Source organism: Anaerococcus nagyae (assembly GCF_017874535.1).
In the GTDB taxonomy this organism is placed as follows: Bacteria; Bacillota; Clostridia; order Tissierellales; family Peptoniphilaceae; genus Anaerococcus; species Anaerococcus nagyae.
Window position 1 is genome coordinate 13,724 of sequence record NZ_JAGGLS010000007.1, and the last position, 26,309, is coordinate 40,032.

Sequence of the window (26,309 nt, forward strand, 5' to 3'; positions counted from 1 at the left end):
TATCTACCTCACTACATTTGATTCAACTATAGTTAAATCACCATCAAATTCATAAGAACTTACTTCGTTTGTTAATATGAAAAAGTCTCCTTTCTTAATGTTGAACTTTTCTCCATCAATAATAAGCTCACCTGCTCCATCTATCACTGATTCTAAGAGATAGTCTTTATTCCTTATCATTGATTGCTTACCTTTAATTTTTATTTCTCTGACTTCAAAAAATTCATTAGATGTTAAGGTAGTCTTTATCATATTTTCTATATTCTCTACTATAGCTTTTTCCTCAGTCTTATTAATTCGTATAGCTTCTAAAGACTTTTCTATATGCAATTCTCGTAGATTGCCATTTTTATCAGGTCTATCATAATCATAAAGTCTATATGTCACATCACTTGCTTGCTGTATTTCTAGTATTAAACATCCTTCTTTTATAGCATGGACAGTCCCGGCAGGCACAAAGAAAAAATCACCTTTTCTAGCAGGAACTTCTCTTAAAACCTCATCCCGCTTTTTGTTATTTATAAAATCTATTGCTTGATTTTTATTATCGACATTTAGTCCATAGATTATCGAAGATTGATCATCATTTAATATATACCAACACTCTGTTTTTCCTCTAGAATTTTCAAGTTTTTTGGCCATATCATCATCAGGATGAACTTGAATAGATAAGTCTTTTTTAGCATCGATTATTTTTACTAAGAGTGGAAAAGTTTCTTCAGTTGGGTTTGCAAAAAGTCCCTTATAATCTTTATAAACCTCGTCTAAAGTTTTTCCAGTAAGATCACCATTTATAATAGTTGAAGGAGCATCTTTCATTGCTGATATAGCCCAATACTCACCTATAGAATTTGAATTTATATCGTAATTAAATTCCTTTTTTAATCTATCTCCTCCCCAAATTTTTTCTTTAAATTTTCCATTTAATATTAGTACCTTTTGCATATCATAACCTTTCTAAAATATTTAAAGTATCTTTTATTTGTCCATCATCTGGATTATCAATATCTTCATAAGGAGCTCCAAGAGTAACTATAATATATTCCTTACCATTTTTGCTAGATAAAGTTGCCCAACACAAGCCTGCCTTATCAGTTGTGCCACTCTTACCTCCTATTATTTCAAATCCTTCATAAGTATAGTCTGCTAAATGTCTAAATACAGTACTCTGCATATATACTCCCTCTGGGTGATCTGCAGTATGTGTAGAAATATATTCTTTTTTAGTAAATATCGCTCTAAAATCAACATCATCTAGGGCATATTTTAAGAGCATCGCTATATCCTTGGCTGAAGAATAATGCCCTGGCTCATCCATACCATCTACATTTTGAAAATGAGTGTTTTTCAGATCAAGTTCTTGTGCTTTTTTATTCATAAGTTCTACAAATTCAAGTATTGATCCAGATATATTTATAGCAAGAGAATCCGAAGCTTCACCACCAGATGGTAACATAGCTCCGTAGAGTAAGTCCCTATATGTAGTTGTTTCTCCACCGAAGAATCCTGCCATTGAAGCGTTTTCTTTTACCAATCTTTGATAACTTTCTGTATCGACTGGAGCAAAAGCTCCAAGGTCATCAATGCTCTCAAGACTTACTAAGCAAGTCATAATCTTTGTAAGTGATGCCATAGGCAGCTTTTCGTTTTCATTATAAGACGTAATCTCTTTATCATCAGTCAAATTGTAGACATATACTGCTTTAGAGTTATATTCAACAACTTCCTTAGTTTGCTTTCTTACAGCAAGTATCAGAGCTACTAGAAGTATCGGTAATAATAGATATAATAAATTTTTCCTTTTCATATGAGCCTCAAACTTTATAAATTCATTATTTTGTAACTAGTATACAATATTTTTATATTTTTATAAAGATAAAAAAAGCAGAGAAAATGAGGTAAAGCTCAAAATCTCTGCTTAATGTAAACTACCTATATTATTAAATGGGTAAAATCTATAAATTGCATGTCCTTCTAAAGAGTCTCTTTTTATAGGACCGAATGTTCTAGAATCCTTGCTTATATTTTTAATTCTGTTATCTCCCACAACAAAATACTCATCTTTCGCTAAAATCCAAGAACTAATTCCTAGTTCTTCATTTTCGTAAGTATATGGAGCATTTGTATAATCTTCTTCTAATTTTTCTCCATTTATATAAAAGCTACCATCTATAAGATCGATCTTTTCGCCAGGAAGCCCTACTATTCTTTTAACATAAAGCTTTTTAGCAACATCTGGAGCATCTAGTATCACTATATCTCCTCTTTCATAATTCCTAAAATTAGTTCCAATTTTATCAACGAGAAGTAGGTCTTTTTCTTTAAGGGTATCATCCATAGAATGACCTTTTACAGTTGTAAAATTAAATACAAAAAGTCTAAAAATTAAAGCGATTGCTAAAACAATTACAAATGTTTTTAAACCATCTAAAAATTCTTTCTTATTAGTTTCACTATTATTCATAATCTAGTAACCTACTTAATATCCCTTATAATTTTATCAAACAAGTTTTTGAACTTATTCTAGCAAAAGATATCTTATATACTCTCCTTTAAATTAATTATATTCAAAATTATATAAATGTATGTAAATGATATAATTATAGCCTCTAATTATTATGGTAGCTAAAGGTCATCTCTTTAAATCAACTTATTTCTACTAATACTTTAGCTAAAATAATTTAGGAGCTGATAATCATTTAAACAAGATTTTATCTATTTTTTAAGACTTACTAAGAAAGTTCGTTTACATAAATAAGATAAGCTACTCATAGAAATGAACTTTCTTAATCGTTATTTTAAACAGTCATTAATTACTTCTTTGATATTTGATATTTGCCTTACTTTTATATCTTTAAAATCGGATTCATTGATTGAATTTCTTGCTACATAGCATTTCTTATAGCCAAGTCTTTCTAATTCTTTAATCCTCTGTTTTATTTGAGGAACTTTTTTAAGTTCTCCTGTAAGTCCCACTTCTGCTATAAATACAGTCTTATCATCTATAGGTTTTTTTAAATAAGATGAAGCTATAGACATCATTATAGCTAAGTTTACTGATGGTTCTGAAAGCTTTAAGCCACCTGTAGTCTTGATTATAACATTGTAATCAAATAGATTAAGCCCTGCTCTTTCTTGAAGAATAGATATAAGGGTATTCAAATCATCCTTACGAAGAGAGTCTCCTATTCTTTGTGGATACGGTAAAAATGATTTGCTTACCAGAGACTCAATTTCTACTTCTAACAGTCTAGATCCTTCCTTGGTTACAGATATTGCTGAACCTTCTATAGCACTTTGACGCGAAGTTATAAAATATTCACTGGGATTGGATATCTCTATAAGACCATCTTCACTCATCGAAAACAGTCCAATCTCTCCAGTTCTTCCAAATCTATTTTTAGTAGAAGTTAAGACTCTAAGATCTTCATCACTTTCTCCATCTAAAAGAAGTACTGTATCTACCAAGTGTTCTAATGTACGCAAACCAGCCATTTCATTAGCTTTAGTCATATGGCCAATCATTATTACAGCTCGTTTTTTTAATTCATCTTTAGCAATATCTACAGCTTTATTAGCAACTTCTATAGTTTGAGTAGGACTTCCTGCTTTATTATCAAATTCAGCTAAAGTAAATGTCTGGATGGAATCTAGAAATACTATTTGAGGATCTATATTTCTAATTTCATTTACAGCACTATCCATAGAATTAGTTGAAAGAATCCACACATTTTCTGGTAGATTTTCCATAATTCTATCAGCACGAGACTTTATCTGACTTTCTGATTCTTCTCCTGATATATATAAAACTTTAAGCCCCTTATCTGCATAGGACTTTGATAGTTGTAGAAGTAAGGTTGACTTTCCTGCCCCTGGACGAGCAGTAAGAATTGTCACACTGTCTCTTACCAGACCTCCTCCAACGGCTCTATCAAATTCTTCATAATCAGACTTTAGTCTTTGAGATTCATTGATTTTAATATTCTTTAATCTCTTCGCTGACTTATCTTCTATTACTTGCTTATTCTTATTCTTAGCTTCTGTAAGAGTAATTTCTGTAAGTGTTCCCCATTTACCACATTCTGGACATTTTCCTGCCCAAAGTGGTTGAGTATGACCACAGTTACTACACTCGTAAGCTTTTTTAATTTTCGCCATTTATATCTTTAATAAATTTATTTACTGAAAATTCATAAGCAGCTTTTTGTGGACTCTCTTTATATAAATTTTCATAAATATCACGTGGAGTAATTTGTTTTTCTAATAAAACTATTAAAGGATCTATATATTTTCTATCTTCTTCTATTTTATCTATTATATCTAACATCCATTCATAGATTCTCTTCTCTTTATAGAGAGCTTGAATGCCTTGAATAGTAGCTATTTTCTTTAAATCTTGAACACTTTCATAAGTCATATCAGAAAATTTTTCATATACATAATCTAATACGTCCTCATCGTAGAATATATTTTTAATTAAAGCTATTGCGGCAAAATTATATGGATAAGGTATGTTATCAGGCATCCTGACTTCTATATACTTTTTGACCCTAACATCAGGAAATACTATTGAAAGAGCATGGTAAATCATATCCGTACTAGAATCTTGATCCATGACTTCTTCAAATGTTTTATCTTTAGTAAATACTTCTTTTTTATCTCTTTCTATAAAGATACTAGGAGTTTTAAGGATCTTTTTAGCATAAGTTTCATAACTTAAATCATCATCAAATGAAAATGAGTATATTCCAGTTCTATCCTTATCGCATTGTTCCCATATAGTTTGTCTTAGATTGTGTTTATCATAAACTTTACCTTCGAAAATATAAGCATTATCAAAGATACTATATAAAAATGGAGATATAGCATTAGCTACAAAATACTTTTTCCTAAAGTCATACTCATCTTTATAATCTATAGCTACTTGTAGACTACAAGAGCCTTTCATCATATTATGAGCTAAAGCTCCTCCAAATTCTTCAAAATAATCGTACATATACTTATACCTTTGCTTAGGGATCATCTCTATATCATCGATTTTTTCTTTAGGTTGATAACCTATTTGTAGCAAGAGCTTATTTTCTTTTTCAAAAATAGGAATAATATCCTCCATAGCTTGCTTATAGTTTTCAAATAATTCATCTATTGAACTAGCAGCATCAAAGGCAAGCTCAAATTGAGCAGCTGGCTCTATAGAAATAGAATTTCCAGCTCTTCTAAGACCCATAATATTACTATTTTCGTAGCTGGCCTCATATCCAAGTTCTTTTACTTCTTCTAATAAATCACTAACCCCATCTTTTTGCTTATAACGTGCTGTATTTAAGCTATCTTTATCAACTGTGAAGTGTTCAGCTTCAAATCCAACTTTAAAATTTGTCTCAGACTTCTCACCTGATTTTATATAATCAACAATTTTTTGAATTTTTTCATCGTAAGTCATAACTACCTCATTTCTTACGTTTTTACAATTATTATACTTTAAATAAAGAAAATAACGTTAATTATATACAAAAAAGAAGCTATTATAAAATAAATCATTAGCATTTATAATCACTTGGTTTGTAGATAATTACAATAAGTAAAACTTATAAACTAGTAATAAAAATATTTATTCTATTATAGAAATTTCTAAATTTATGCTTTTTAAAATTCTTTTTTTTGAATTAAACTCATATTATAAAATTGTTTATAAGTAGGACTATTTTTTATTAAAAACTCATGTGTGCCTATAGCTTCAATAGATCCTAAAGAATTTAAAACTATTATTTTATCAGAATTCATAACTGTTTTTATTTTATGAGCAACTACCACTATTGTCATCTTATCTTTAAAAGAAACTAATATATCATTAATAACTGATTCACTCACAACATCAAGGCTAGAACTTGGTTCATCTAATAGCAATATCTTAGGTTCAGATAATAAATTTCTTGCTACATTAATTTTTTGCTTTTGCCCTTCTGAAAGTAAGATGCCTTCTTCTCCAATTACTGTACCAAGACCTTGATATTTATCTATAAACTTATCTATCGTTGTTAAATATGCATATTCTCTTAAAATATCATCATCCAGATCCCTATTTTTCCCATATTTAAGATTATTTCTTATAGTATCAGAAAACACCAAATTATTTTGTAAAATAAAAGATACATTATTCCTCAAATCATATGGAGAAATATCCTCCAAATCGTATCCTCCGACCGTAATTTTGCCTTCATAACCACCATAGAATTTATATATTAGTGATAAAATAGTTGATTTCCCAGATCCACTTGGACCGACTATTGAAACAAATTCTTTATTATTAATAATAAAATTAAGATTATTGAGTATACTAGACTCTCCATAAGAAAAGCTTACATTTTCGAATACAATAGATGAATTCATGTTTGTAACATGATCTTTATAAATACCATCATCTTCTGTATTAAGATCCAAAATCTCACTAAGTCTTGAGATAGCACCTCTTGCTTCAAATAACTCTGTAAAATCATTTAATAACTGAAGTATTGGTGATATGACTTGGACAACATACATAAAGAATATTATTAAATCCGAAATATTTAGTCCGCCTTTATAATAAGTAAATGATAGATATATAACTAAAAAGGTCAAATGGTAAACTATCAGCGCTGCAGATAAAGAACTTAAGCTTGCACCTACCAAAACCATTCTCTTCATATTATTAGATAAAGCATTAAAATAAGAAAAATGCCTTTTCTTTTCATCTTCTTGGGCATTGAAAGATTTTATAAGCTTAATATTATTTATTGATTGAGTAAAATTACCACTTATATCTCCTAAAAGTTTTTGTTGATTTCTGTATATATTTTCTAACTTTTTATTTACAGGTAAATTTACTAGCAAAAAAATCGGAACAATTAAAAGAACAAATAATGTTAGTTTAAGATTTATCTTAAATAAAAAGATCAAAGCTCCAATAACTATAACAGAGTTAATTATTATATCTGGTATTATTACAGATGCAATTTTTGAAATTACAACTATGTCATTTGTTAATCTACTAGATAAATTTGCTGGCTGATATCTTTCTATTACTGAAATTGGTAAGGCTATAACATGAGAAGAAAATGTTTTTTGTACATTCTCTATTGCCGTTGCTCCGACTGTACCTAAAAAATATGTAGCAACTGTTTTTATAATATATAGGACTAGTATAAAAAGTAAAATCAGACCTATTATATACTTATGGTCCATAAGATACTCAATAGCTTCACTACTTGCTAGTTGACCAATTATCTGAGGTATCATCAAGGTTAAAAAAGAACCTAAAGCACTAAAAATTATTCCTAAAATTAGCTTTGAATGAGGTATGCTTTCTTTTAGCAAATTATAAACAGTTTGATCTCTTTTCATATTAAAATTCAAGCTTCCTAAAATATTTCCTACTCAAAGTCCAAAATATACCTAGATATATTGCCAAAAGCAGTGTCATCAATAGCATACATTTTCCAAAACCAAATTGTGAGTATAGATTAAAATATGAATTAGGGAAAAAGTATTTTGATAACCCCAACTTATTGGATATACTACTAAAAAGTGCAAAAAATAAAGTAACTACTAAAGTAACACTATTATTAAATCTAATTGATAAAAAAACAGCTATAACTATAGTAATTATGTATATATATAATTTCCCAACAAGAGAAACCCACATGATTTTCCTATCTGTTATATTGCTAGCAATAAATTCTCCTGATCCATAACTTAAATTTTTAAAGTGCAAATAATAAGCTATTAAAGCTGAAAAAAAAGTAATAATTGAAAATACTATATAAACTAAAATAACAGACTCAATTTTTGCATCAATTACTTTACCTCTATCTATATCCTTAAATAAGTATAAAGTTCCTTTTTCGATTTCCTGATTGATAGAATAAATAACCAAATATATCAAAGCAACCAAGGGCAACACAGTATCGAAAACTATACTTTGACTTAAATCAAAAAAATCCATAAAACTCATTGAGTCATCCATACCCCCAATCTGCATAAAATTAGTAGGTAAAAGTGAAATAATCATCAATACTAATGGGAAAAATCCAAAAGCCATAAATATTTTAGCTGGTTTCCTCTTATAAGCAGTTTTAAAAACAGGCATAGTTAAATTGTTCATAAAATACCTCCTAACTTTCAAAGTACCTATTTATATCATCAGCTTTTTCTGAAATATTTAAAATACAATTAGAAGAAGCAAGATCTGCTAATAAGCCATTTAGTTTGTCAATATTTATCGATTTATCTATTTCTAAAGCTTTGCCTTCATCCAAAATCTTAATAGCACTATCATCAAGATTTTTTATTTGCTTAGATTTCTTTAGCTTTATTATAAGTTTTTTATTTTTTTCGTTATTAAAAGATTGACTCAACTTACCTTGGTTAATATATATGAATCTATTACATAAGGTTTCCAATTCTCCTAATTGATGGCTAGATACTATCATAGACACTTTTCTATCTTCAGACCATTCTTTTAATATATTTATTAGTTTATTAACACCAGTTGGATCAAGTCCTACAAACGGCTCATCTAAAAGTAAAATTTCAGGCTCAGCAACAAGAGCCATTGATAAAGCTAGTCTTTGCTTCATACCATAGGAAAATCTAGATGGATAATCATCCTTTCTCTTCCACAAATCTAACAATTCTAAAGTAGGCTCAATATTCTCTTTGTATTGAGTTTTATTATGGATATCTAAATAAAAATCCAAATTTTCCACTACAGTCAGATCTGGATAAAATACAGTTTCTATAAGAATTCCAAAATCATCCAGTCTATTATCCTTATCATATAAACTTTCACCTAAGTATAATACATCCCCATTAGTAGGTTTAATAGATTTGGAAATCAGCTTTAAGAGAGTGGATTTACCAGCTCCATTTCTACCGATCAGCCCTAATATTTCTCCTTTTTCAAGCCCAAAACTCACGTCATCTAAAGAATAAAAGTCATTAGTCTTATACTTTTTACTCAAATGATTTACTTCTAGAAGCATTCTTATTCCTTACTTTATTTTTAGAGTTTTTGTTGGTTGATGTCATTATTTTCGTTAAAAGATATCCTATTGCAACATACATTATCAAAGAAAAAATAAGCTGAGAAACATCAACAGGACTATTAGCAATTTTTACTGACATTTGTCCTACATCCTTGCTATAAGCATTTTTAAAAACATCCCATTTTCCATTATTTTTTACTATATTTCCAAATATTATATAAGTTAAAAAACTTATTAATGGTAAGAGATAATGATACTTATTAACTATATGAGTTGCATCAAACTCTTTTTTTATAAGAACAGCGTTTATTATTAAAGGAATTACTAGCATTATAAGAACAAATGCTAAACTCATCTTATCTAAAAATATTCCTAATATTAAAAAAACTAGGCAATTTAAAATAATAGCCTTTATATATGTATTTTTTGTTACATTTTCCATAATTAACCTCTTTCTACTTGCTTAAAAATTAAAAAAATCAACAAGTGTATTATTTATCCAATGGAGGGCGAAAGCATTTTCATATCCAAATTTATCATATAGTAAATATAAAATTATAGACATTGGAAATTTACTAACAATATTTATAAATATATTAACATTAAGATGAAGAATTAGTGAAAATAACAATGATCCTATAATTATAGCCTGTTTTTTATCAAATCCTTTTTTTAAAATTTCATATATAACGAATCTAAACAAAAACTCTTCACTACTTGCCACAATCATATTTCTAAAAATATTTACACCATCTACCTTAAATACTAATTTGAATAATACAAAGCCGACTATAGTATAGATTAAATAATTCCTATAATTGATATTAAAATCATTAATATCAATGCCGTATATTCTCTTAGACAAGGATAAAGGCAAGAATATAAAAAAAATAATCATTGACAAACTTAACCAAATTGTAGACATGAGAGTAAGATTATTTTCATTAGAACTAATAATAGTTAAAAAACCAGACATAACATAGCTAATTCCTGCTATAGCAATAAGTGCTAAAGACATAAAAACTAATTCAATTTTTTTTGAATCCACTTCAACTTCTTTCATAATTCACCTATACCAATTTAATGCTGTAATTGTACAATATGAAATATATTCTACAAAGGGTATATTTAAAATAAGCGCAGAAAGGAACTCCTTTCTGCACTTTTCCAACTTCTATAATTACTATCTATTGACTATAAGTCCATTCTCTAATATGTATTTATTATATTAAATATTTAATAAACATTTATTTTTAAATTTTAGAGAATAATCTTATTACCAATGCCATTTTTCTCCTTTGTAACCAAATGATACAATACCAAGGTTAACTTCTTTTTTGTTAAGTAATCTTCTTAAGAAATTCATAATACACCTCCTTTTTTTATTTTTAATAATTAGCTATTCTAATTACACTTTTATTATAATAAATCTAAAATTATAGTCAATGAACTTACATAAATATTACAAATTCAATATTTATATGATTTATGTAAATATTTTATTAAGCTTTTATTAAAAATATAATACAGTTTTTAATATTTATTTTGTCTTATATTTTAAATTAATATAAGTATGACTAACATTCAACGTTTTTAACTTTTCTAATAAACTTACAAAAATTTTACTATATTCTTACAAAAATAAATATTTTAAGGTATAAATTTTTCTAAAAATATACTCCATATAAATTTTTACAAAAACTTTACAAATGAAATTATAATAAGATGGATTATAATACTATTATGAAAACATCTTATTATTTACATAGCATTGGAATTTTAAAATTGACATACTCTAAGGAAAAGATTTATAAAATTGAGAAGTAGACAGATTTGGTAAATACGATGAAAAGTCTTTGTTTTCAGATAGTATTAATCAGGAAATAAAAGAATACTTGAATTCTAAAAGAGAGAATTTTTCATTTTATAATAATATTGAGCTTAAAGGAACAAAGTTTCAGATGACAGTATGGAATGAACTTAAAAATATCCCTTATGGAGATACCAAAACCTACAAGGAAATAGCGAAATCCATAGGTAAACCCAAAGCCATTAGAGCAGTTGCAAGTGCAATTGGAAAAAATCCTATTATGATAATAATACCTTGCCATAGAGTAATAGGCTCTGATGGTAAACTACATGGTTATGCTTACGGGCTAGATTTAAAGAAAAAACTACTTGCTATAGAAAAAGCTCCTACTAAAATAAACTAAAATAGTCTATCAACTAGTAAGAGCTTCTATTTTTAATTTATCCTCTCAGTAGACTCTCCATCAAAAAAGTGCAGAGCTTCTGGATCTAGGGTAAAGTAGTGCTTTTCACCTATATCGTAATCAAAGTAGCCTGGCTGACTTATTACTATATTGGTTCCATCATTTAATTTTGTATAAAGCAATTGTTCCTTGCCTAGCATTTCAATTACATCAATACTTGCACTTAGGGTATTATAATCTCTTTTTTCAGCTATAAATCTTTCTGACCTAATTCCTAGATAAACTTTTTTACCTTCATAATTTCTTATAAGCTTACTATCATTATCTGAAGGTCTAATTTTAATCTCCCCTGTATTACTTACAAATATTCCATCAGTGATTTTTCCTTCTATAATATTCATAGTCGGAGATCCTATAAAGCCTGCAACAAATAGATTGTTTGGCTTCCTATAAAAATCTGTAGGGGCTCCCACTTGTTGAACTATCCCCTTATCTAATAAAACTATCTTTGTTGCCATTGTCATAGCTTCTGTCTGATCATGGGTTACATAAATACTTGTGGTATTTAATTGGTTATGAAGCCTTACAATCTCCACTCTCATAGACTCACGTAGCTTAGCATCAAGATTTGATAAAGGCTCATCCATTAAAAATACTGCTGGATTACGTACTATGGCACGACCTAGGGCAACTCTTTGTCTTTGCCCACCTGATATATCTGATGGTCTATTATAGAGATAATCCTCAAGCTGTAAGATTTTTGCAGCATTTTTAACTCTCTCATCAATTAATTTTTTGCTTTCATTTTTCATATTAAGTGAAAAGGCCATATTTTCATAAACTGTCATATGTGGATATAGGGCGTATGATTGAAAAACCATGGCTATATCACGATCCTTAGGCTCTACCTTATTCATTATCTTATCATAAAAGTATAAAGTTCCTTCTGTAATAGAGTTAAGACCTGCTATCATCCTTATTAGAGTCGATTTACCACATCCGGATGGTCCAAGAATAACACAAAAATCTTTATCCTCTATATCTAAATCTATATTTCTTATAGTGAAATTTTCACGACCTTCATACTTTTTCCCTATATTGTCTAATTTTACTCTCATCTAAATCTCCTAACCCTTAACAGCACCACTTGAAAGTCCTGATACTAGCTCATCTTGTAATATAAGGAATAATATCATAACTGGTACTGCAGATAAGAATCCACCTGCTGCAAATGCTGGCTGATTCATCGTTCTCATATCATTAATCAAAGTAAATAGTCCTGTTGCTAGTGTATAATCCATAGGATTAGTCAACAGTATCTTTGGCATTAAGTAATCTAAAAATGGTCCTATAAAGCATTGCAATGCAATTATTGCAAGCATAGGCCTAGCCAAAGGCATAATTATCAACCTATAAACCTCAAAATTTGAACATCCATCTATACGAGCTGCTTCATCTAACTCTGGACTTATGCTATCTAGATATCCTTTTAGTATAAAGGTATTTGTAGCTATCGATCCACCAGAATAGATTAAAATAAGCATTGCAGATCTAGAAAAAATAGGAATTATACCATTTACTATAGAATGTATTGCATAGTAGGCTGTGATCCCTGCAAAAGCTGGAATAATTTGCACTAGCATTATAGCTATAAGGCTTGCCCTCTTTCCCTTAAATCTAAATCTAGAATAGGCATATCCTGTAAATGATACAAATATCAAAGTTAAGATCGTAGTTATAACAGCTATTTTTAGTGTATTTAAAACCCATCTTAAAAAATAAGTTCGCTCAAATAAATATCTAAAGTTATCTAGACTAAACTGAAAATCACCTGCCATAGAAATATATTGGCCTTGATTTCCATTAAAACTACTCATAGTCATTATTATAAGTGGAATAAGTATTATAGCTGCCCATACTATAAGTAGTAAGTATGTTAAGAATAAGGCTATCTTCCCACCAGTTGATAAGGGTTGCAAGTCTGATAAATATAGGTCATTTTCTTTATTTTTTTTTCTTCTTAGCATATTAATACTCCTTAAAAGCGGAAGATTTTCTATAACCTAAGTAAGATATAATAATTAATATTATTGATATAAATACTGTTATAGCGGCACCTATCGCCTGATATTGACTTTCCATTGTTAGCTTATAGATATAGGATATAAGGATATCTGATGATCCAGCTAAATTTCCGTAAACTTTAGGATTAAACGGTCCACCCTGATTGTAAAGGTAAATAATGGAGAAGTTATTAAAGTTAAATGTGTATTGATTAATAAGCATTGGAGCTATCTGGAATAGTACCAAAGGTATGGTAATTTTAAATGTTCTTCTTATTCCACTTGCTCCATCTATACTTGCAGCTTCATATAAGTCTTTAGGTATTGCTTGAAGCACTCCTGTTGTTAGTAAGAATATATATGAATGACCTAGCCATCCTTGTATTAAAATCAAAGATAATCTTGTCTGGTAGGTGTTATTCTTTATATCTAAGCTCGTATTAAATAGCGAAGAAAAAGCATTAGACAATACCCCTCCACGACTAGTCATAATAGAAAAGAACATAATAGTTATAAATGCAGGAACTGCCCAAGGGAGTAGGTATACTGTCCTAAAAAATTTCTTTCCCTTTATTCTTTCATTATTTACAAGAAGAGCAAATATAAATCCTAGAACAATAGCAAGTGTTGATGCTGCCAAAGTCCATACTAATGTCCATCCAAATATCTTCCAGAAAGCCTTACCTGCTATACCTTGACCTTTAGCAATTGTTATATAATTAGAAAGACCTGCCCAGTGAAATTTATTTTGATTTTGAGGATTCATATCAGTAAAAGAGATCAATATTGCTGTAACAATAGGTACTATTACTATAAACACTATTAGTATTAAAGCTGGAGTAGTTATAAGATATGGGAATCCATCTGTCCTCATAAATTTACGAGTTTCAAACCAATTGTTTGGTCTAATTCCTGCCATCTCAGCTTTCTCGACATTGCGGGTATCCTTAAAAGACTTAATATATATAAATATTGCTATCAATATAAATACTAAGGCAATAATTCCCTCAATCATAAATAGGATTGACCTATCAAGTCTGCCTCCGCCCTCTGCAAGGCTTATCAAACCTGCTATACCTTCGCCCTGATAATTGCCAAAACCTAAGGCATAAGGAATAGCAATCATATAAATAAATAGACTTCCTAAAAAAAAACATATGGCCTTTTGCCATTGACCATTTAAAAGCTGTCCTAAACCCGGAAGGAGAATAGATACTATAGATCTCCATGGTCTTATCTTTTCTTTTTCTATAGGAGTTCTACGGCGAGCTTCAGCTAAATCACTGGATAATATTTTCCTTTTTCCCCTAAGATCTTTTTTAATCTTATACTTTAGACTTTTAATTTCTTCTTCTAGAGAAACTTTGGGATTTTGGAATTCTATAGCCTTATTATTATCTTCAAAGCTCTTTTTAAGCTTCTGCTTTTCAGACTTATAAGCTTTTTTAGAAATAAGTTTTTTACTATAACTTTCTTTTAAAAATCCTAAATCTTTATCATATTTTCCCTTTAAAGCTTTCTTATCTTCATCTATTTTTTCATTAGCAATTCTTATATCCTCTTCTGTCAATAAATGAAGCTTATTACTTTTTTCAGTAAGTTGACTTTTTAGATATAAATCATGGTCTATAATGTCTGGTATTTCATTTATATAAATATTAGCTTCTTTAGCTTTAAGCTCAGCATCATAAGTCAAATCTGAATTAGATTCATAAAAATCTAACATGGATTGAGCCAGATAATATTTTGCCGCCAAATCTTTAAAATCTTTTGAATGAGCTTCCTTTTTTGATATTATGGAAGCCTCCCTTTTTTTAATATTTAAGAGTTTCTTTTCCTCTTTCTTATATTCATTAAGCTTAATATTATAAGGATGACTAGACTTACTTACATCTGTCTTCCCTTCAATTTGATCGATTATATATTGGTTTTTCCTAGGATGTAGGTTAGCTCGATCGTCTACTAGGTATTTTTCATATTTCATAAATTCCTAGGTCCTTTCTTTTGTTATTATAAAATAAAATAAGATTATATGTAGGATAATGACTAAATAATAAAAAATAGATTTTATTCTAAATTGCATTACAACATTTATAAGCGAAAGGAAAGTAGAAAATCCAAAAAACATCCTATAAATGTTGTTAACACCTCTTTTATTTATAGTAAAAAATGTATATATGGATATGATTATAGGGTTAATCGTGCTCAAAAATAAATTAAATAAAATATAATTTAAATATTGATCGTAAGAGCTTATCCCATTAGCATATTTAAAATTGTTAAAGAAATTGATATCCTTAGCAAAAAACATAGCCTCCAAAGATGAAAATAATATTATCAAAGCTGATACTATGAGGATTTTCATTAAAAATTCTTGATTTTCTCTATTCTTATTCATATAAAACATAAAAGGTCAATTGCTTGACCTTTTTAAATATCCTTTTAGTTAAAATTTTCCATCATTGATTCAAATGATGCCTTTAGTTCATTATAAGCCTTTTGTTCATCTTTAGGTGCTACTGAGTTCCATGAAAGAATAGCATTTTTATAAGTATCCCAAACGTCTGTCCATTCTTTAAATAACGGTCTTCTTGGAGAATTATTGTATGACTCTATAGTAGCACTAATAATTTCTTTATCCTCATCTGGCAAATCAGAATCCTTATAAGTTTCTGCATCTACATTTTCAAGGATCTTGCCAGTTGACTTAAATAAATCCACTGCATATTCTGGGTTAACAATCTCTTTAATCATCTCATCTGCTATAGCTACTTTGTCACTATCTTCTTCTATTCTAGAGTTAATAGCAAGCCCCCATCCACCTTGCCAGTGAGCAAGTGGTTTACCATTTAATGTCAAATGATTTATTGGATATACTTTTAAATTGCCTTCACCTGCTTGTTTAGAAATAGGATCAGCATCCCATGGTCCACCTAAACGTGCAACGCCACCATTACCTGTCTTAAACTTATCATCTATATAAGCCCAACCTGCATCAGCATCAAATAAAGGTGTACCTGCATCATAGTGTTTTTTCCAGTAATTAAATATTCCCTTGATAGTAGCTTTCTTTTCTGGCTCTAGATCTTTCCAATCTTTTGTCATATCAGTATATAAAGTATCATCATCTTCTTGTTTTAAAAGTTCAATTTCTGAAGAATTAGTAGCCGCTACACCATACCAAGCATCAAATAATGGGAATAGTACAGTCTCTGGATCTTCTATATCATTAATCTCTATTGGTTTTTCTATATCAATGCCTTTATCATCTGCATTAGCTGTGTTTACATAAGTTACTAATGATTCTATATTATATGGAAAAGCAAAATATTCTCCATCTATATTAAAATTCCCACCTATACCTTCGTCAAAATTATCCCATCCACCAATTTCTTTTTGAAGTTTCTTAGAATCAATAGCACCCAATACATCATTTCCATGAAGCACATAAAGCCTATCTGCTGGTATAGCAAATAAATCAGCTACATCTTCATTAGTTGCATCTGTCGAGTCTAATATATCAAGATGATCAAAAGCAGATACTTTCTTAAATTCTATATCTGCATTTGGATATTTTTCTTTAACTCTATTTGCAGCTTGTTCATAATGTGGTAGCCAAGCTTCTTCAACTTGTACTGTTAACTTAGCACTTACATCAGCTGCATCTTTGCTCTCATTTGCTGAATCTTTTTTACCTGCACCACAAGCAGATAAAACAAAAGCTAATGATAGAGCAGCTAGCCCTTTAAAAACATTCTTCATTTAATTCCTCCTTGCTTATAAACGCATATGAAAACGTTTATTACTTCCTTATTATAATAAATTATTAAATATTTGTCAATATTAGTATCTCTAGATATAAAAAAACCACCCTTTGCGTGGTTAGACACTTTTGACAAAATATAAAATCAACTTTGTCTATGTTCTAACCATCTTAAGGGTGGTTTATGAGTAGCTTTATTTTTTAGGATTATTCTATAGATTCAGTGGCTAGAGATTCTTTTTTATCCTCTGCTACGTTTTCAAATTCTAATTTTTCATCTTTTACAGTTAGTTTAATAACTGCATCGCGGTCTAGCTTATTATCTAGGATATCTTCTGCAAGTCTATCTTCTATCATCTTGGTTATATGACGTTCAAGTGGTCTTGCTCCATATTCTTCATTAAAGCCGCCTTTTGCTAGAAGCTTTATGACATCTTGATCGTACTCTATATCAATATCTATGTTATTTAATCTTTGACGAGTCTTATCTAACATTAGCTTGGTAATCTCTTCTATATTTTCTTCACTAAGAGGGTTAAACATAATAACTTCATCTAGTCTATTTAAAAACTCTGGTGCAAAGGCATTTTTCACTTCACGTTCTATAATCTCACGAGTTCTATCTTTACTCTTCTCTTCTATGTCACCTGTTTCAAAACCTATGGTTTGCTTTTCATTAAGACTTGATACGCCTACATTACTTGTCATAATAATTATTGTATTTTTAAAGTCTACTGTGCGACCTTGTCCATCTGTAAGCCTTCCATCATCCAGGATTTGAAGAAGTAAATTGAAAATATCCGGGTGAGCTTTTTCAATCTCATCAAATAGAATTACAGAATAAGGGTGATTCCTAACTTCTTCTGTAAGCTGGCCACCTTCTTCATATCCTACATAACCTGGAGGTGAACCTACTAGACGAGATACGGCAAATTTTTCCATATATTCACTCATATCCATACGAATTAAGTGTTCTTCTGATCCAAAAATATTTTCTGCTAATGATTTTGCTAGATAGGTCTTTCCTACACCAGTTGGTCCTACAAATATAAAGGAACCTATTGGTTTTGCTGGATCTTTTAATCCTACTCTAGCTCTTTTTATAGCATGCGCTACTGATTTTATAGCTTCATCTTGACCTATTACTGTCCCTTCTAGTTCATGATCAATATTTGCATATTTTTCCTTTTCATCTTCTGTAAGTTTTGTAACTGGAACTTTTGACCAAGAGGCAACTATACTAGCTATATCATCGTAATCTATAAAAAGATTTGCTTTATCCTTATTTTTCTTTTCTATTTCAGCTTCTATTTCAAATTGAGTTTGGTTTATCTTATCTCTAAGCTCTGCTGCCTTTTCAAAATCTTGATCTCTTACAGCTTCTTCTTTTTGAATTGTTAATTCTCTAATCTTATCTTCAGGATTTATATCTTGTTCTTCTTCTTGATAAGATTTTATCCTTATCTTACTCATCGCCTCATCTATTACATCTATAGCCTTATCTGGTAAAAACCTATCGTTTATATATCTATCAGTAAGTTCGACTGCTGCATTTATAGCTTCATCAGTGATTTCTACACCATGGTGAGTTTCGTATTTGTCCTTAACTCCATAGATTATTTTACGAGTATCGGCTAATGATGGTTCTTCCACTTGGATTGGTTGCATACGGCGGGTCAGAGCGCTATCTTTTTCAATATATTTTCTGTATTCTTCTATTGTTGTAGCGCCTATAATTTGTATATCCCCTTTGGCAAGAATAGGTTTTAAAATATTTGCAGCATCCATAGATCCTTCTGCAGCTCCTGCTCCAAGTACCATATGAAATTCATCTATAAATAAAACTACATCATCATGCTTTGATAGTTCATCAAATAACTTCTTAAGTCTATCTTCAAAATCACCACGATATTTTGTACCTGCTAACATGCTTGCTAAATCTAAACTTAGAATTGTCTTATCTTCTATAATTCTTGGAACTTCACCTTCTACTATTCTTTGGGCAAGTCCCTCGGAAATAGCTGTCTTACCGACTCCAGGTTCACCAATTAGAATAGGATTATTTTTAGTTCTACGCATTAGGATTTGGATGACTCTTTCAATTTCCTCATCTCTACCTATTACTGGATCAATTTTTCCATCCTCTGCTTCTTTATTGAGGTCTCTAGAATATTTAGTGATGTTTTCAGATAATTCTCTCTCATTTATTGAACTTTCAACTTGACCTGTTAAAAGTTCCTTGAGATTCCTCTTTACAGTTTCTTTTTCTACCCCTGATAAGAGGAACATTATATTAGTTAGAGAGTCCTCGTCTGCAAGTATTGCAAACAGAACATTTTCTTCTCCTGCTGATACTTGACCATGTCTTGATGCATTAAGCCTTGCAAGTTCAAAAATTTGCCTTACCTTTTTGCTATATTCTGTTGCTGGACGTACTGCTTGACCTTGACCTATATTATTTATAACTACTTGGCGAAGCAAATCATAATTTGCTCCAGCCGCTTCTAGCGCCTTTGTCGCTACAGAACCTGTCTTCATTAGAGCAAGGAGCAAGTGCTCACTACCTATATAATCATGGTTTAGAGAGTATGACTCGCGTCTTGCTTGTTGGGTTAGTTTATTTAATCTGTTAGCTTCCATTCTCTCTCCTTCATATATGAGTTAAGAAACTCAGCTCTATCAGGGTCTTTTTTACCCTTATACTTGTTTTTGGTTAAGTTAAATATCAAATAGTCTAGCTCATTACTAGTTAAGTCAGTATTAAAGCCTAGTTTATTATACTTTTTAAGCCTATATAACTGGCTAGCTATAGTATTGAGGCTCTTTAGATTTTCACTATTTAAAGTATTTAAACTAATATTTATTTCTTCTAATATATCTTCATCTGAAATATTATTTAAAATTTGATAATCTCTTCTAAATCTTCTCTCATTTCTTACCAAAGAATCTATATTGACTGCAAAACCATCTACATAATCATCCATGTTGTCTCTATAATTACCAAAGTTCTTTACAAGATATATGTCATCTACATATTTGTCATAATATTTTGGAACATATCTTTGAGCATACATACCGTGACTCATAAGTCCTTGTTTGAAACCATAATAAGATTCTTCTGCATTTACTAATCCAAACAAAAACATCTTTAGTCTAATTTCAAGACCTGCACCTGCATTTCTAGCATCACTTGTTAGGTATCCATATTCTGCCATAAAAGAAAAATCTAGAAGTTCATCCAGCTCTCTTTCTACTTCATAAGCTTTTTTATAAGCTTTTTTAACATCTAAATCAAAGTTTTTTATATTTATAGCTATGTGGTCACGATCATTAATTGTCAGAATATAATCATCCTTGATAACAATAGCTATTTGAGCTAGCTTACTATCACAATCTTCTGATAAGACCATGTCATTTATAAGTTTGTTTAAAGTAATTTCATCAATCTCACTTAGTAAAGTAACTTCATCTGGATATATTTTCTTGATTCTTTCTATCACTCTTTCGCTATCCTCATAGGTCATTGTAGTAGGAAAATCAACATCCTTTAGATTACGTCTTAAAGAGAGGTTAGAATTTAGAATTATATCTTTTGCATATTCTATCAATTTTTCACCTTCATATTTAAATCATCTATTCTTTCCTTTAAAGAAGCTGCCTGCTCATAATCTTCTGTATCTACAGATTGTTGCAGTTTTTCTTGAAGATCTTTAATTTCTAAAGCCACTTCTTTAAACTCACGATCTTTTTTAGGTAGCATACCCGTGTATTTATCATAATTATTATAAGTTCTAAGAACTTTTGGAGTTAGCTTTTCGCTAAGTTTATAGCACTCTTCACATCCAAAAATTCCTGATTTAATATTAGATTCTAGGTTACCACAATTAGGACAAGTTTTTTGATTAAGCCCTTCCATATAGTTATATGGATGGTTGTTTTGATTGAACTTATATTCGTAATATCCATCAATCATATCATCCAAGGATGGCACAAATTTTTGGATCAAATTTTCTAAATTTGATTTATTAAAATTAAGGTTATGAAATTCACTATCACTACTTTGAGCATTCATATCAGTATAATAAGTCATACACTCATTACATAGATAGAAATCATGCTCATAGCCATTCACTATGGCTTTGACGCTAACTGTTGCTTCTTTGCCACATCTTTCACACTTCATAATTAACTCCTTGCTAAAACACTTAAGATGATATTTTTTATAATGTCAGATCGTACCCTATTGCGAAATTTACTATCTACTTCTACCAAAGCCTTATCGCTTGTAGCATACTTTGCCATCAAAAATTCATCCTTAGTAAAGTATTTTCTATTATATAAGTCAACAAACAAACTATCAGCATTTGCTTCAGTCATCTGTTTGTTTAAATTTTTTACTAAATAAGATAAGTAATTATCTTCTTCTACTATAGTAATGATTTTTATAAAACCATTACCACCTCGCTTGCTTTCTATTAGATACCCGTTATGAGGGGTAAATCTAGTTGAGAGAACATAGTTTATTTGACTTGGCGCACAATCAAATTGCATGGCCAAATCATTTCGTCCAATTTCAAGCATCCCATCAGTAGATTCCTCAAGCATAGCCTTTAGAAATCTTTCTATATCTGATGTAAGACCTGCCATAAACTCACCAGCTTTCTGAAGTTTCTTCTTACTTTACAATTATTATATTAAAGGTCAAGAAAAAGTTTGACTTTTTGACTATCTCTGACCTTTGGTTTTAAAAAAATAAGAATCCATTGATTCTATATAAATAGTACTTTTATAGTATGAATTTTCAAGTAATAAGATAATGTAAAAGCCAGAAGAACACATACTCTTCTGGCTAAATTAATTTTATTCAAAATCTGACTTATATTGTGTTTCAAAAGCTTTTAACTCACTCTCTACATCACTATCTGAATTTGATAGAATTTGTTCTAAAGTAGATCCTATATCATTATATGCTTGTTGGCTTCCTGGTGCTAATGGTCTTGAATATAAGTTCTTTGTCGCATCAGCAAGTATCGGAGCTATAGATGAATCAGAATCTTTATATTTACTATCTTCTAAGGCACTTGTTCTTGCAGGCATGTATCCTGTATCTAGGGCAAACTTGATTTGTGCTTCTTTACTTGTTAAATATTTTAAGAACTCAAATGCTGCTTTCTTTTGAGCGTCATCTGCATTATCAAACATGTAGATATTTGTTCCTTGTTGTACCGCACTTTCTGCTGGATATGGAGCTGCAGCATATTCAAATTTATCTTCTACACCATCTTTTACGTAAACCTCACCAGCATTGGATCCTATATATGCTCCTACTTGTTCATTTGCAAACGGACCTGACATATATTGATCTGTTCCTGCTATTCTAAAGTATCCATCTTTAATACCATCTAGATAGTAATTTACAGCTTCAACTGACTCAGGAGATGTTATATCAAGGTCTTTGTCCATTTCCAATCCCTTATTATGAAGATATGTTGCATAGAAGTTTGGTAGAGAATCAAATCCTACTCCTGGAATATTTTTTTCTTCATAAATTTTCTTTGACACTTCTTTAAGTTCATCATAAGTTTTAGGAACTTCTAAACCTAATTCATCAAATAAAGTTTTGTTGTACCATAAAACTTCTGTAGACTTGTTAAATGGTAAGCCCATAATTTTACCATCTTGTTCGATTTCTTCTCTTACTCCAGGAAGTATGTCATCATAATCTTCTATTCCATCTTCTCCTTTAACCATATCCGTAAGATCTGTTACTAGGTTTGCATCTTCAAATTGCAACATCCAGTCAGGATAGGCTTGGGTAATTGTTGGCAAATCACTTGGAGACTGCATTGTTGCAACTAGAATTTGATTCAAATCTCCATAATTACCTTGATTTTGTAGATTAACTTTGATATTTGGATGTTCTTTTTCAAAATCTGCTACAAGGCTTTCTAAAGCCTCGCCTTGACCACCACCCATAGCATGCCAGAAAGTTATTTCAGCTTTCTCATCTTCACTATCATTTTTAGATTCTTCTTTCTTATCATCGTCTTTCTTATCTTTATCTTCTTTGCTTTCATTCTTAGTATCTTCTACTTTTTCTTCTACTTTAGCATCATTTGTAGCTGTATCAGTTTTTTTATCTGTATTGACATCTTGATTGCTACAACCTACTAAAACAGCTAAAGATAACATTAAAGTTGTAAGTAACGAATAGACTTTCTTGTTCATAACCTCTCCTTATAAAATATACATTTATCATTACTGTATTTATATACCCATAAAAAACGATTTAACCCTTAATTCCTCCATAAGAAACTCCCTTAAGAATTTGCTTTCTAAATATAAAGTATAATACTAAAATTGGTAGAATTGTTATAGTGCTTGCAGCCATTTGCAAGTGAATATACGATCCTGCTTCTGTAGCAAAGGCTGATAAACCGTTACTTATCATCCTCATATTTTTACTATTTGTCACAAGTAAAGGCCACAAGAAAGAATTCCATCCTGTTATAAAATTTAATAACCCTATAGTAAATAACGTAGACTTTGATAAAGGAATCATAACACGACTTATAAACTCAAAATCACTAGCTCCATCTACTTTTGCTGCATTATAGTAATCCATAGGTATAGACCTTAAGAATTGTCTTAGATAAATTATATAAAATACACTTGCCATAAAAGGTAATATCAATGCCAAATAAGTATCCAAGAGTGAAAGCTTTGCTATAGTTCTAAAATTAGTAAAGACTATGATTTCAAATGGGATCATAAGTAAGGCTAACAAAATATTTTCTATAGCCTTTTTATGCTTAAATTTTAAAAAATTTAGTGCAAATGCAGCAAGAGTTGTAGTTATTAATGTTCCTAAAGTATTAATCAAAGTGACAAAAATAGTATTAAGGAAATATCTGCCAAAAGGTGCAACTTTCAAAGCATCTTTATAATTTGTAAATTGAACGGTCTTTGGTAAAAATTTAGGTGGTATACTTGTAACTTCTTGAAAACTCATAAGCGATGATGAAATCATATATATAAACGGAAACAGGGTTATAGCTGCCATTAATATTATAAAAATATACCCTAGAACCTTTAAAAATTTATTCATAATACCTCCTATTTACTTATCCTTTCTATTATCTTTCTTTGCAAGAAAGTCAAAACTAAAAGCATCAAGAAAAGTAAAACCGCTGCTGCCATAGCATGTCCGTACCTATACTCTACATAAAATTTATTGTAAATATAGAAAACAGCTGTTACAAGGTTATTGCCTACACCAGCCTTTCCATTAAATAAGGCAAAGACTTCATTATAAACCTTAAAGGCAGAAATAAAGCTTGTCAAAAACAAAAATGTTATAATTTGTGAAAGCTCTGGAAGAGTAATCTTTATAAATTGTTCCCACTTGCTTGCTCCAAAAGTTTCAGCCACCCTATAGTAGTTTTTATCAATCCCCTTAAGACCAGACAAAATAACTATAATATTAAAAGCCAAGGCATTCCAAATACCAAATATAACCAAAGCAGGCATATTGTAGTTCCTATCATTTAGAAAATCAAAAGGTCCTATATGAAATAGTCCCAAAAAGTAATTCAAAAATCCATATTTACCATGGAATAGATATCTAAATACAATACCTATAGCAATCACAGATGTAAGATAGGGTATAAAAAATATAGTCTCAAAAAATTCTGATCCCTTTACCTTATCGTATAGTATTAGAGCTATAAGCATAGAGATTATAAGTGATAAAGGTACTACTGTAACAGCATAAATAAAAGTATTTTTCATAGCAAGTCTAAACTGTGCATCATTAATTACAGCAGAAAAATTTTGAAGTCCTACAAAAGTCGGATTTAGTATACTATTTGACTGCATCGACATATAAAAAGTTCTAAAAAGTGGATATATTGTAAAAACACCTATAAATATTAAAGCAGGTAAAAGATAAAGCCAAGCTCTCGGTGAATTCTCAGCTTTATAATTGGATTTTTCTTTCATCAGTAAACTCTCTTTCCATCTTCTTCAAAAAGATATATTGATGAATAATCTATAGTAAGAGATACTTTATCATTCTTATTTATTTTAAGCTTACTATCAGCTATAACTCTTGAGGCTACACCATCTAAAGTAAAGTGCAAAATCATATACCTACCTATCATTTCGATATTTTCTACTCTAACAATTATTCCGCTATCAGCTAACTTAAAATGTTCTGGTCTGATTCCTATAAGATACTTATCTTTATCTAACATTTCTTTAAATCTATTTTTATCAAAGTCATCCAAGCTTATAGAAAAATCATCACTTACTAAAGAATTCTCTATTTTTCTCATTTCATAAATATTTATAATAGGATTACCTATAAATTTTGCCACAAATAAATTAGCAGGCTCAAGATACAAATTTTGAGGTATATCATATTGCTGTATAACCCCATCATCTATTAAAGCTATATAATCAGAAATCGAAAGTGCTTCTTCTTGATCGTGAGTTACAAAAATAGTTGTAACTCCTACATCTTTTACAATATCTCTAATTTCTTCACGTATAGACAATCGAAGTCTGGCATCCAAATTGCTTAAAGGCTCATCCATCAGTAGTATCTTCGGATTTTGAACAAGAGCTCGAGCTATAGCAACTCTTTGTTGTTGACCACCAGATAATTGATTTGGTTTTTTATCTTTATAATCTGTAATATATGTTAGATCCATATACCTTTGAGCAACCTTATTAGCTTCAGATCTTTTAATCTTATTATCTCCTACAGTCAAAGGAAAAGTTATATTTTCAAGTACTGTCATATGAGGGTATAAAGCATAATTTTGAAAAACCATACCTATATTTCTATCTTTAGGATGAAGATTTATTACAGACTTATCATCAAACAAGATATCTCCATGAGTGGGATCTAGAATACCCGCTATAATGTTAAGAACCGTGGATTTCCCACACCCAGATGGTCCCAATAGGGTTACAAGAGCTCCATCAGGGATTTTTAGATCTATATCCTTAAGGGCTTCATAGCCATTTTCATAAATTTTATTTAAATCTTTAATTTCAATCATAAATTCCTCAGATAATTTTTAATAAATGTATCATTCCAATATAAAATTTAGATAAGAACAATGTAAAAATAATACTCTAACTTCTATTATAATACATAAGTTATAAAACTATAAGCCCTAAATAAAAGACCATAAAAATGTTTCTATCCATTCTTATGGTTTTATAAATTGTATTAACT

Annotated in this window: 23 protein-coding genes; 1 reads left to right on the forward strand and 22 read right to left on the reverse strand. The window is 29.9% G+C overall.

Annotated features, from left to right (window positions below; translation table 11 throughout):
- Positions 1-3: 3 nt before the first annotated feature.
- From J2Z39_RS06270 to J2Z39_RS06315, 10 genes are all read right to left on the reverse strand, one after another.
- On the reverse strand, positions 4-945 hold the full coding sequence (locus J2Z39_RS06270) for a type I phosphomannose isomerase catalytic subunit (protein WP_209814328.1): 942 nt from the start codon (positions 943-945) through the stop codon (positions 4-6).
- A gap of 1 nt (position 946) precedes the next feature.
- Entirely contained in the window at positions 947-1,807 is an 861-nt protein-coding gene (locus tag J2Z39_RS06275; RefSeq protein WP_209814329.1) for a D-alanyl-D-alanine carboxypeptidase family protein, read from the reverse strand.
- Positions 1,808-1,918: 111 nt separating this feature from the next.
- Positions 1,919-2,464, reverse strand: coding sequence for a signal peptidase I (gene lepB, locus J2Z39_RS06280; RefSeq protein WP_209814331.1), 546 nt, complete (start codon positions 2,462-2,464; stop codon positions 1,919-1,921).
- Positions 2,465-2,793: 329 nt separating this feature from the next.
- Positions 2,794-4,158: a DNA repair protein RadA gene (radA, locus tag J2Z39_RS06285; RefSeq protein ID WP_209814333.1), complete on the reverse strand. Its 1,365-nt coding sequence runs from the start codon at positions 4,156-4,158 to the stop codon at positions 2,794-2,796.
- A complete protein-coding gene (locus tag J2Z39_RS06290; protein WP_209814335.1) occupies positions 4,145-5,443 on the reverse strand; it encodes a glutamate-cysteine ligase family protein in 1,299 nt (432 codons plus the stop codon). The genes radA and J2Z39_RS06290 overlap by 14 nt, the downstream gene beginning before the upstream one ends.
- Before the next feature lie 203 nt (positions 5,444-5,646).
- Positions 5,647-7,380, reverse strand: coding sequence for an ABC transporter ATP-binding protein (locus J2Z39_RS06295; RefSeq protein WP_209814336.1), 1,734 nt, complete (start codon positions 7,378-7,380; stop codon positions 5,647-5,649).
- A gap of 1 nt (position 7,381) precedes the next feature.
- Entirely contained in the window at positions 7,382-8,140 is a 759-nt protein-coding gene (locus tag J2Z39_RS06300; RefSeq protein ID WP_117522147.1) for a hypothetical protein, read from the reverse strand.
- 10 nt (positions 8,141-8,150) lie between these two features.
- Complete coding sequence (locus tag J2Z39_RS06305) at positions 8,151-9,020, reverse strand: ABC transporter ATP-binding protein (RefSeq protein WP_117522148.1); 870 nt, start codon at positions 9,018-9,020, stop codon at positions 8,151-8,153.
- A complete protein-coding gene (locus tag J2Z39_RS06310; RefSeq protein ID WP_117522149.1) occupies positions 8,992-9,465 on the reverse strand; it encodes an Msa family membrane protein in 474 nt (157 codons plus the stop codon). Before J2Z39_RS06310 ends, J2Z39_RS06305 begins: the two co-directional genes overlap by 29 nt.
- 21 nt (positions 9,466-9,486) lie before the next feature.
- Positions 9,487-10,086, reverse strand: coding sequence for a CPBP family intramembrane glutamic endopeptidase (locus tag J2Z39_RS06315; RefSeq protein ID WP_209814338.1), 600 nt, complete (start codon positions 10,084-10,086; stop codon positions 9,487-9,489).
- 832 nt (positions 10,087-10,918) lie between these two features.
- Between J2Z39_RS06315 and J2Z39_RS06320 the strand changes: the two genes are divergently transcribed.
- Entirely contained in the window at positions 10,919-11,236 is a 318-nt protein-coding gene (locus J2Z39_RS06320; RefSeq protein WP_281063105.1) for a methylated-DNA--[protein]-cysteine S-methyltransferase, read from the forward strand.
- Positions 11,237-11,268: 32 nt separating this feature from the next.
- On the opposite strand, the gene J2Z39_RS06325 is transcribed toward J2Z39_RS06320, so the two are convergent.
- From J2Z39_RS06325 to J2Z39_RS06380, 12 genes are all read right to left on the reverse strand, one after another.
- Positions 11,269-12,354, reverse strand: coding sequence for an ABC transporter ATP-binding protein (locus J2Z39_RS06325; protein ID WP_209814340.1), 1,086 nt, complete (start codon positions 12,352-12,354; stop codon positions 11,269-11,271).
- 9 nt (positions 12,355-12,363) lie between these two features.
- Positions 12,364-13,263, reverse strand: a complete 900-nt coding sequence (locus J2Z39_RS06330) for a sugar ABC transporter permease (RefSeq protein WP_117522152.1) — start codon at positions 13,261-13,263, stop codon at positions 12,364-12,366.
- 1 nt (position 13,264) lies between these two features.
- Positions 13,265-15,283 (reverse strand): carbohydrate ABC transporter permease, encoded by a 2,019-nt coding sequence (locus tag J2Z39_RS06335; RefSeq protein WP_209814343.1) that lies wholly within the window; start codon positions 15,281-15,283, stop codon positions 13,265-13,267.
- Positions 15,284-15,741: 458 nt separating this feature from the next.
- Positions 15,742-17,061 (reverse strand): sugar ABC transporter substrate-binding protein, encoded by a 1,320-nt coding sequence (locus J2Z39_RS06340; protein WP_209814345.1) that lies wholly within the window; start codon positions 17,059-17,061, stop codon positions 15,742-15,744.
- Positions 17,062-17,269: 208 nt separating this feature from the next.
- Positions 17,270-19,702, reverse strand: a complete 2,433-nt coding sequence (locus J2Z39_RS06345) for an ATP-dependent Clp protease ATP-binding subunit (RefSeq protein ID WP_209814346.1) — start codon at positions 19,700-19,702, stop codon at positions 17,270-17,272.
- Complete coding sequence (locus J2Z39_RS06350; protein ID WP_209814348.1) at positions 19,684-20,670, reverse strand: ATP--guanido phosphotransferase; 987 nt, start codon at positions 20,668-20,670, stop codon at positions 19,684-19,686. Before J2Z39_RS06350 ends, J2Z39_RS06345 begins: the two co-directional genes overlap by 19 nt.
- Positions 20,667-21,245, reverse strand: a complete 579-nt coding sequence (locus J2Z39_RS06355) for a UvrB/UvrC motif-containing protein (protein WP_117522157.1) — start codon at positions 21,243-21,245, stop codon at positions 20,667-20,669. The genes J2Z39_RS06350 and J2Z39_RS06355 overlap by 4 nt, the downstream gene beginning before the upstream one ends.
- A gap of 2 nt (positions 21,246-21,247) precedes the next feature.
- A complete protein-coding gene (locus J2Z39_RS06360; protein ID WP_117522158.1) occupies positions 21,248-21,709 on the reverse strand; it encodes a CtsR family transcriptional regulator in 462 nt (153 codons plus the stop codon).
- Positions 21,710-21,922: 213 nt separating this feature from the next.
- A complete protein-coding gene (locus J2Z39_RS06365; protein WP_117522159.1) occupies positions 21,923-23,290 on the reverse strand; it encodes an ABC transporter substrate-binding protein in 1,368 nt (455 codons plus the stop codon).
- 61 nt (positions 23,291-23,351) lie between these two features.
- Positions 23,352-24,170, reverse strand: a complete 819-nt coding sequence (locus tag J2Z39_RS06370) for a carbohydrate ABC transporter permease (RefSeq protein WP_117522160.1) — start codon at positions 24,168-24,170, stop codon at positions 23,352-23,354.
- Positions 24,171-24,178: 8 nt separating this feature from the next.
- Complete coding sequence (locus tag J2Z39_RS06375; RefSeq protein WP_209814351.1) at positions 24,179-25,063, reverse strand: carbohydrate ABC transporter permease; 885 nt, start codon at positions 25,061-25,063, stop codon at positions 24,179-24,181.
- Positions 25,063-26,130 carry an ABC transporter ATP-binding protein gene (locus J2Z39_RS06380; protein WP_209814353.1) on the reverse strand — a complete coding sequence of 356 codons (1,068 nt, stop codon included), beginning with the start codon at positions 26,128-26,130 and terminating at the stop codon, positions 25,063-25,065. The genes J2Z39_RS06375 and J2Z39_RS06380 overlap by 1 nt, the downstream gene beginning before the upstream one ends.
- Between the last annotated feature and the right edge of the window lie 179 nt (positions 26,131-26,309).

What these genes read in the sequence shown, in the direction of transcription:
- J2Z39_RS06380 (WP_209814353.1), bottom strand. Translation starts at nt 26,130, where the DNA reads ATGATTGAAATTAAAGATTTAAATAAAATTTATGAAAATGGCTATGAA.
- J2Z39_RS06315 (WP_209814338.1), bottom strand. Translation starts at nt 10,086, where the DNA reads ATGAAAGAAGTTGAAGTGGATTCAAAAAAAATTGAATTAGTTTTTATG.
- J2Z39_RS06325 (WP_209814340.1), bottom strand. Translation starts at nt 12,354, where the DNA reads ATGAGAGTAAAATTAGACAATATAGGGAAAAAGTATGAAGGTCGTGAA.
- J2Z39_RS06275 (WP_209814329.1), bottom strand. Translation starts at nt 1,807, where the DNA reads ATGAAAAGGAAAAATTTATTATATCTATTATTACCGATACTTCTAGTA.
- J2Z39_RS06305 (WP_117522148.1), bottom strand. Translation starts at nt 9,020, where the DNA reads ATGCTTCTAGAAGTAAATCATTTGAGTAAAAAGTATAAGACTAATGAC.
- J2Z39_RS06360 (WP_117522158.1), bottom strand. Translation starts at nt 21,709, where the DNA reads ATGGCAGGTCTTACATCAGATATAGAAAGATTTCTAAAGGCTATGCTT.
- J2Z39_RS06335 (WP_209814343.1), bottom strand. Translation starts at nt 15,283, where the DNA reads ATGAAATATGAAAAATACCTAGTAGACGATCGAGCTAACCTACATCCT.
- radA (WP_209814333.1), bottom strand. Translation starts at nt 4,158, where the DNA reads ATGGCGAAAATTAAAAAAGCTTACGAGTGTAGTAACTGTGGTCATACT.
- J2Z39_RS06340 (WP_209814345.1), bottom strand. Translation starts at nt 17,061, where the DNA reads ATGAAGAATGTTTTTAAAGGGCTAGCTGCTCTATCATTAGCTTTTGTT.
- J2Z39_RS06355 (WP_117522157.1), bottom strand. Translation starts at nt 21,245, where the DNA reads ATGAAGTGTGAAAGATGTGGCAAAGAAGCAACAGTTAGCGTCAAAGCC.
- J2Z39_RS06365 (WP_117522159.1), bottom strand. Translation starts at nt 23,290, where the DNA reads ATGAACAAGAAAGTCTATTCGTTACTTACAACTTTAATGTTATCTTTA.
- J2Z39_RS06345 (WP_209814346.1), bottom strand. Translation starts at nt 19,702, where the DNA reads ATGGAAGCTAACAGATTAAATAAACTAACCCAACAAGCAAGACGCGAG.
- J2Z39_RS06375 (WP_209814351.1), bottom strand. Translation starts at nt 25,063, where the DNA reads ATGAAAGAAAAATCCAATTATAAAGCTGAGAATTCACCGAGAGCTTGG.
- J2Z39_RS06295 (WP_209814336.1), bottom strand. Translation starts at nt 7,380, where the DNA reads ATGAAAAGAGATCAAACTGTTTATAATTTGCTAAAAGAAAGCATACCT.
- J2Z39_RS06300 (WP_117522147.1), bottom strand. Translation starts at nt 8,140, where the DNA reads ATGAACAATTTAACTATGCCTGTTTTTAAAACTGCTTATAAGAGGAAA.
- J2Z39_RS06270 (WP_209814328.1), bottom strand. Translation starts at nt 945, where the DNA reads ATGCAAAAGGTACTAATATTAAATGGAAAATTTAAAGAAAAAATTTGG.
- J2Z39_RS06310 (WP_117522149.1), bottom strand. Translation starts at nt 9,465, where the DNA reads ATGGAAAATGTAACAAAAAATACATATATAAAGGCTATTATTTTAAAT.
- J2Z39_RS06290 (WP_209814335.1), bottom strand. Translation starts at nt 5,443, where the DNA reads ATGACTTACGATGAAAAAATTCAAAAAATTGTTGATTATATAAAATCA.
- J2Z39_RS06330 (WP_117522152.1), bottom strand. Translation starts at nt 13,263, where the DNA reads ATGCTAAGAAGAAAAAAAAATAAAGAAAATGACCTATATTTATCAGAC.
- J2Z39_RS06370 (WP_117522160.1), bottom strand. Translation starts at nt 24,170, where the DNA reads ATGAATAAATTTTTAAAGGTTCTAGGGTATATTTTTATAATATTAATG.
- lepB (WP_209814331.1), bottom strand. Translation starts at nt 2,464, where the DNA reads ATGAATAATAGTGAAACTAATAAGAAAGAATTTTTAGATGGTTTAAAA.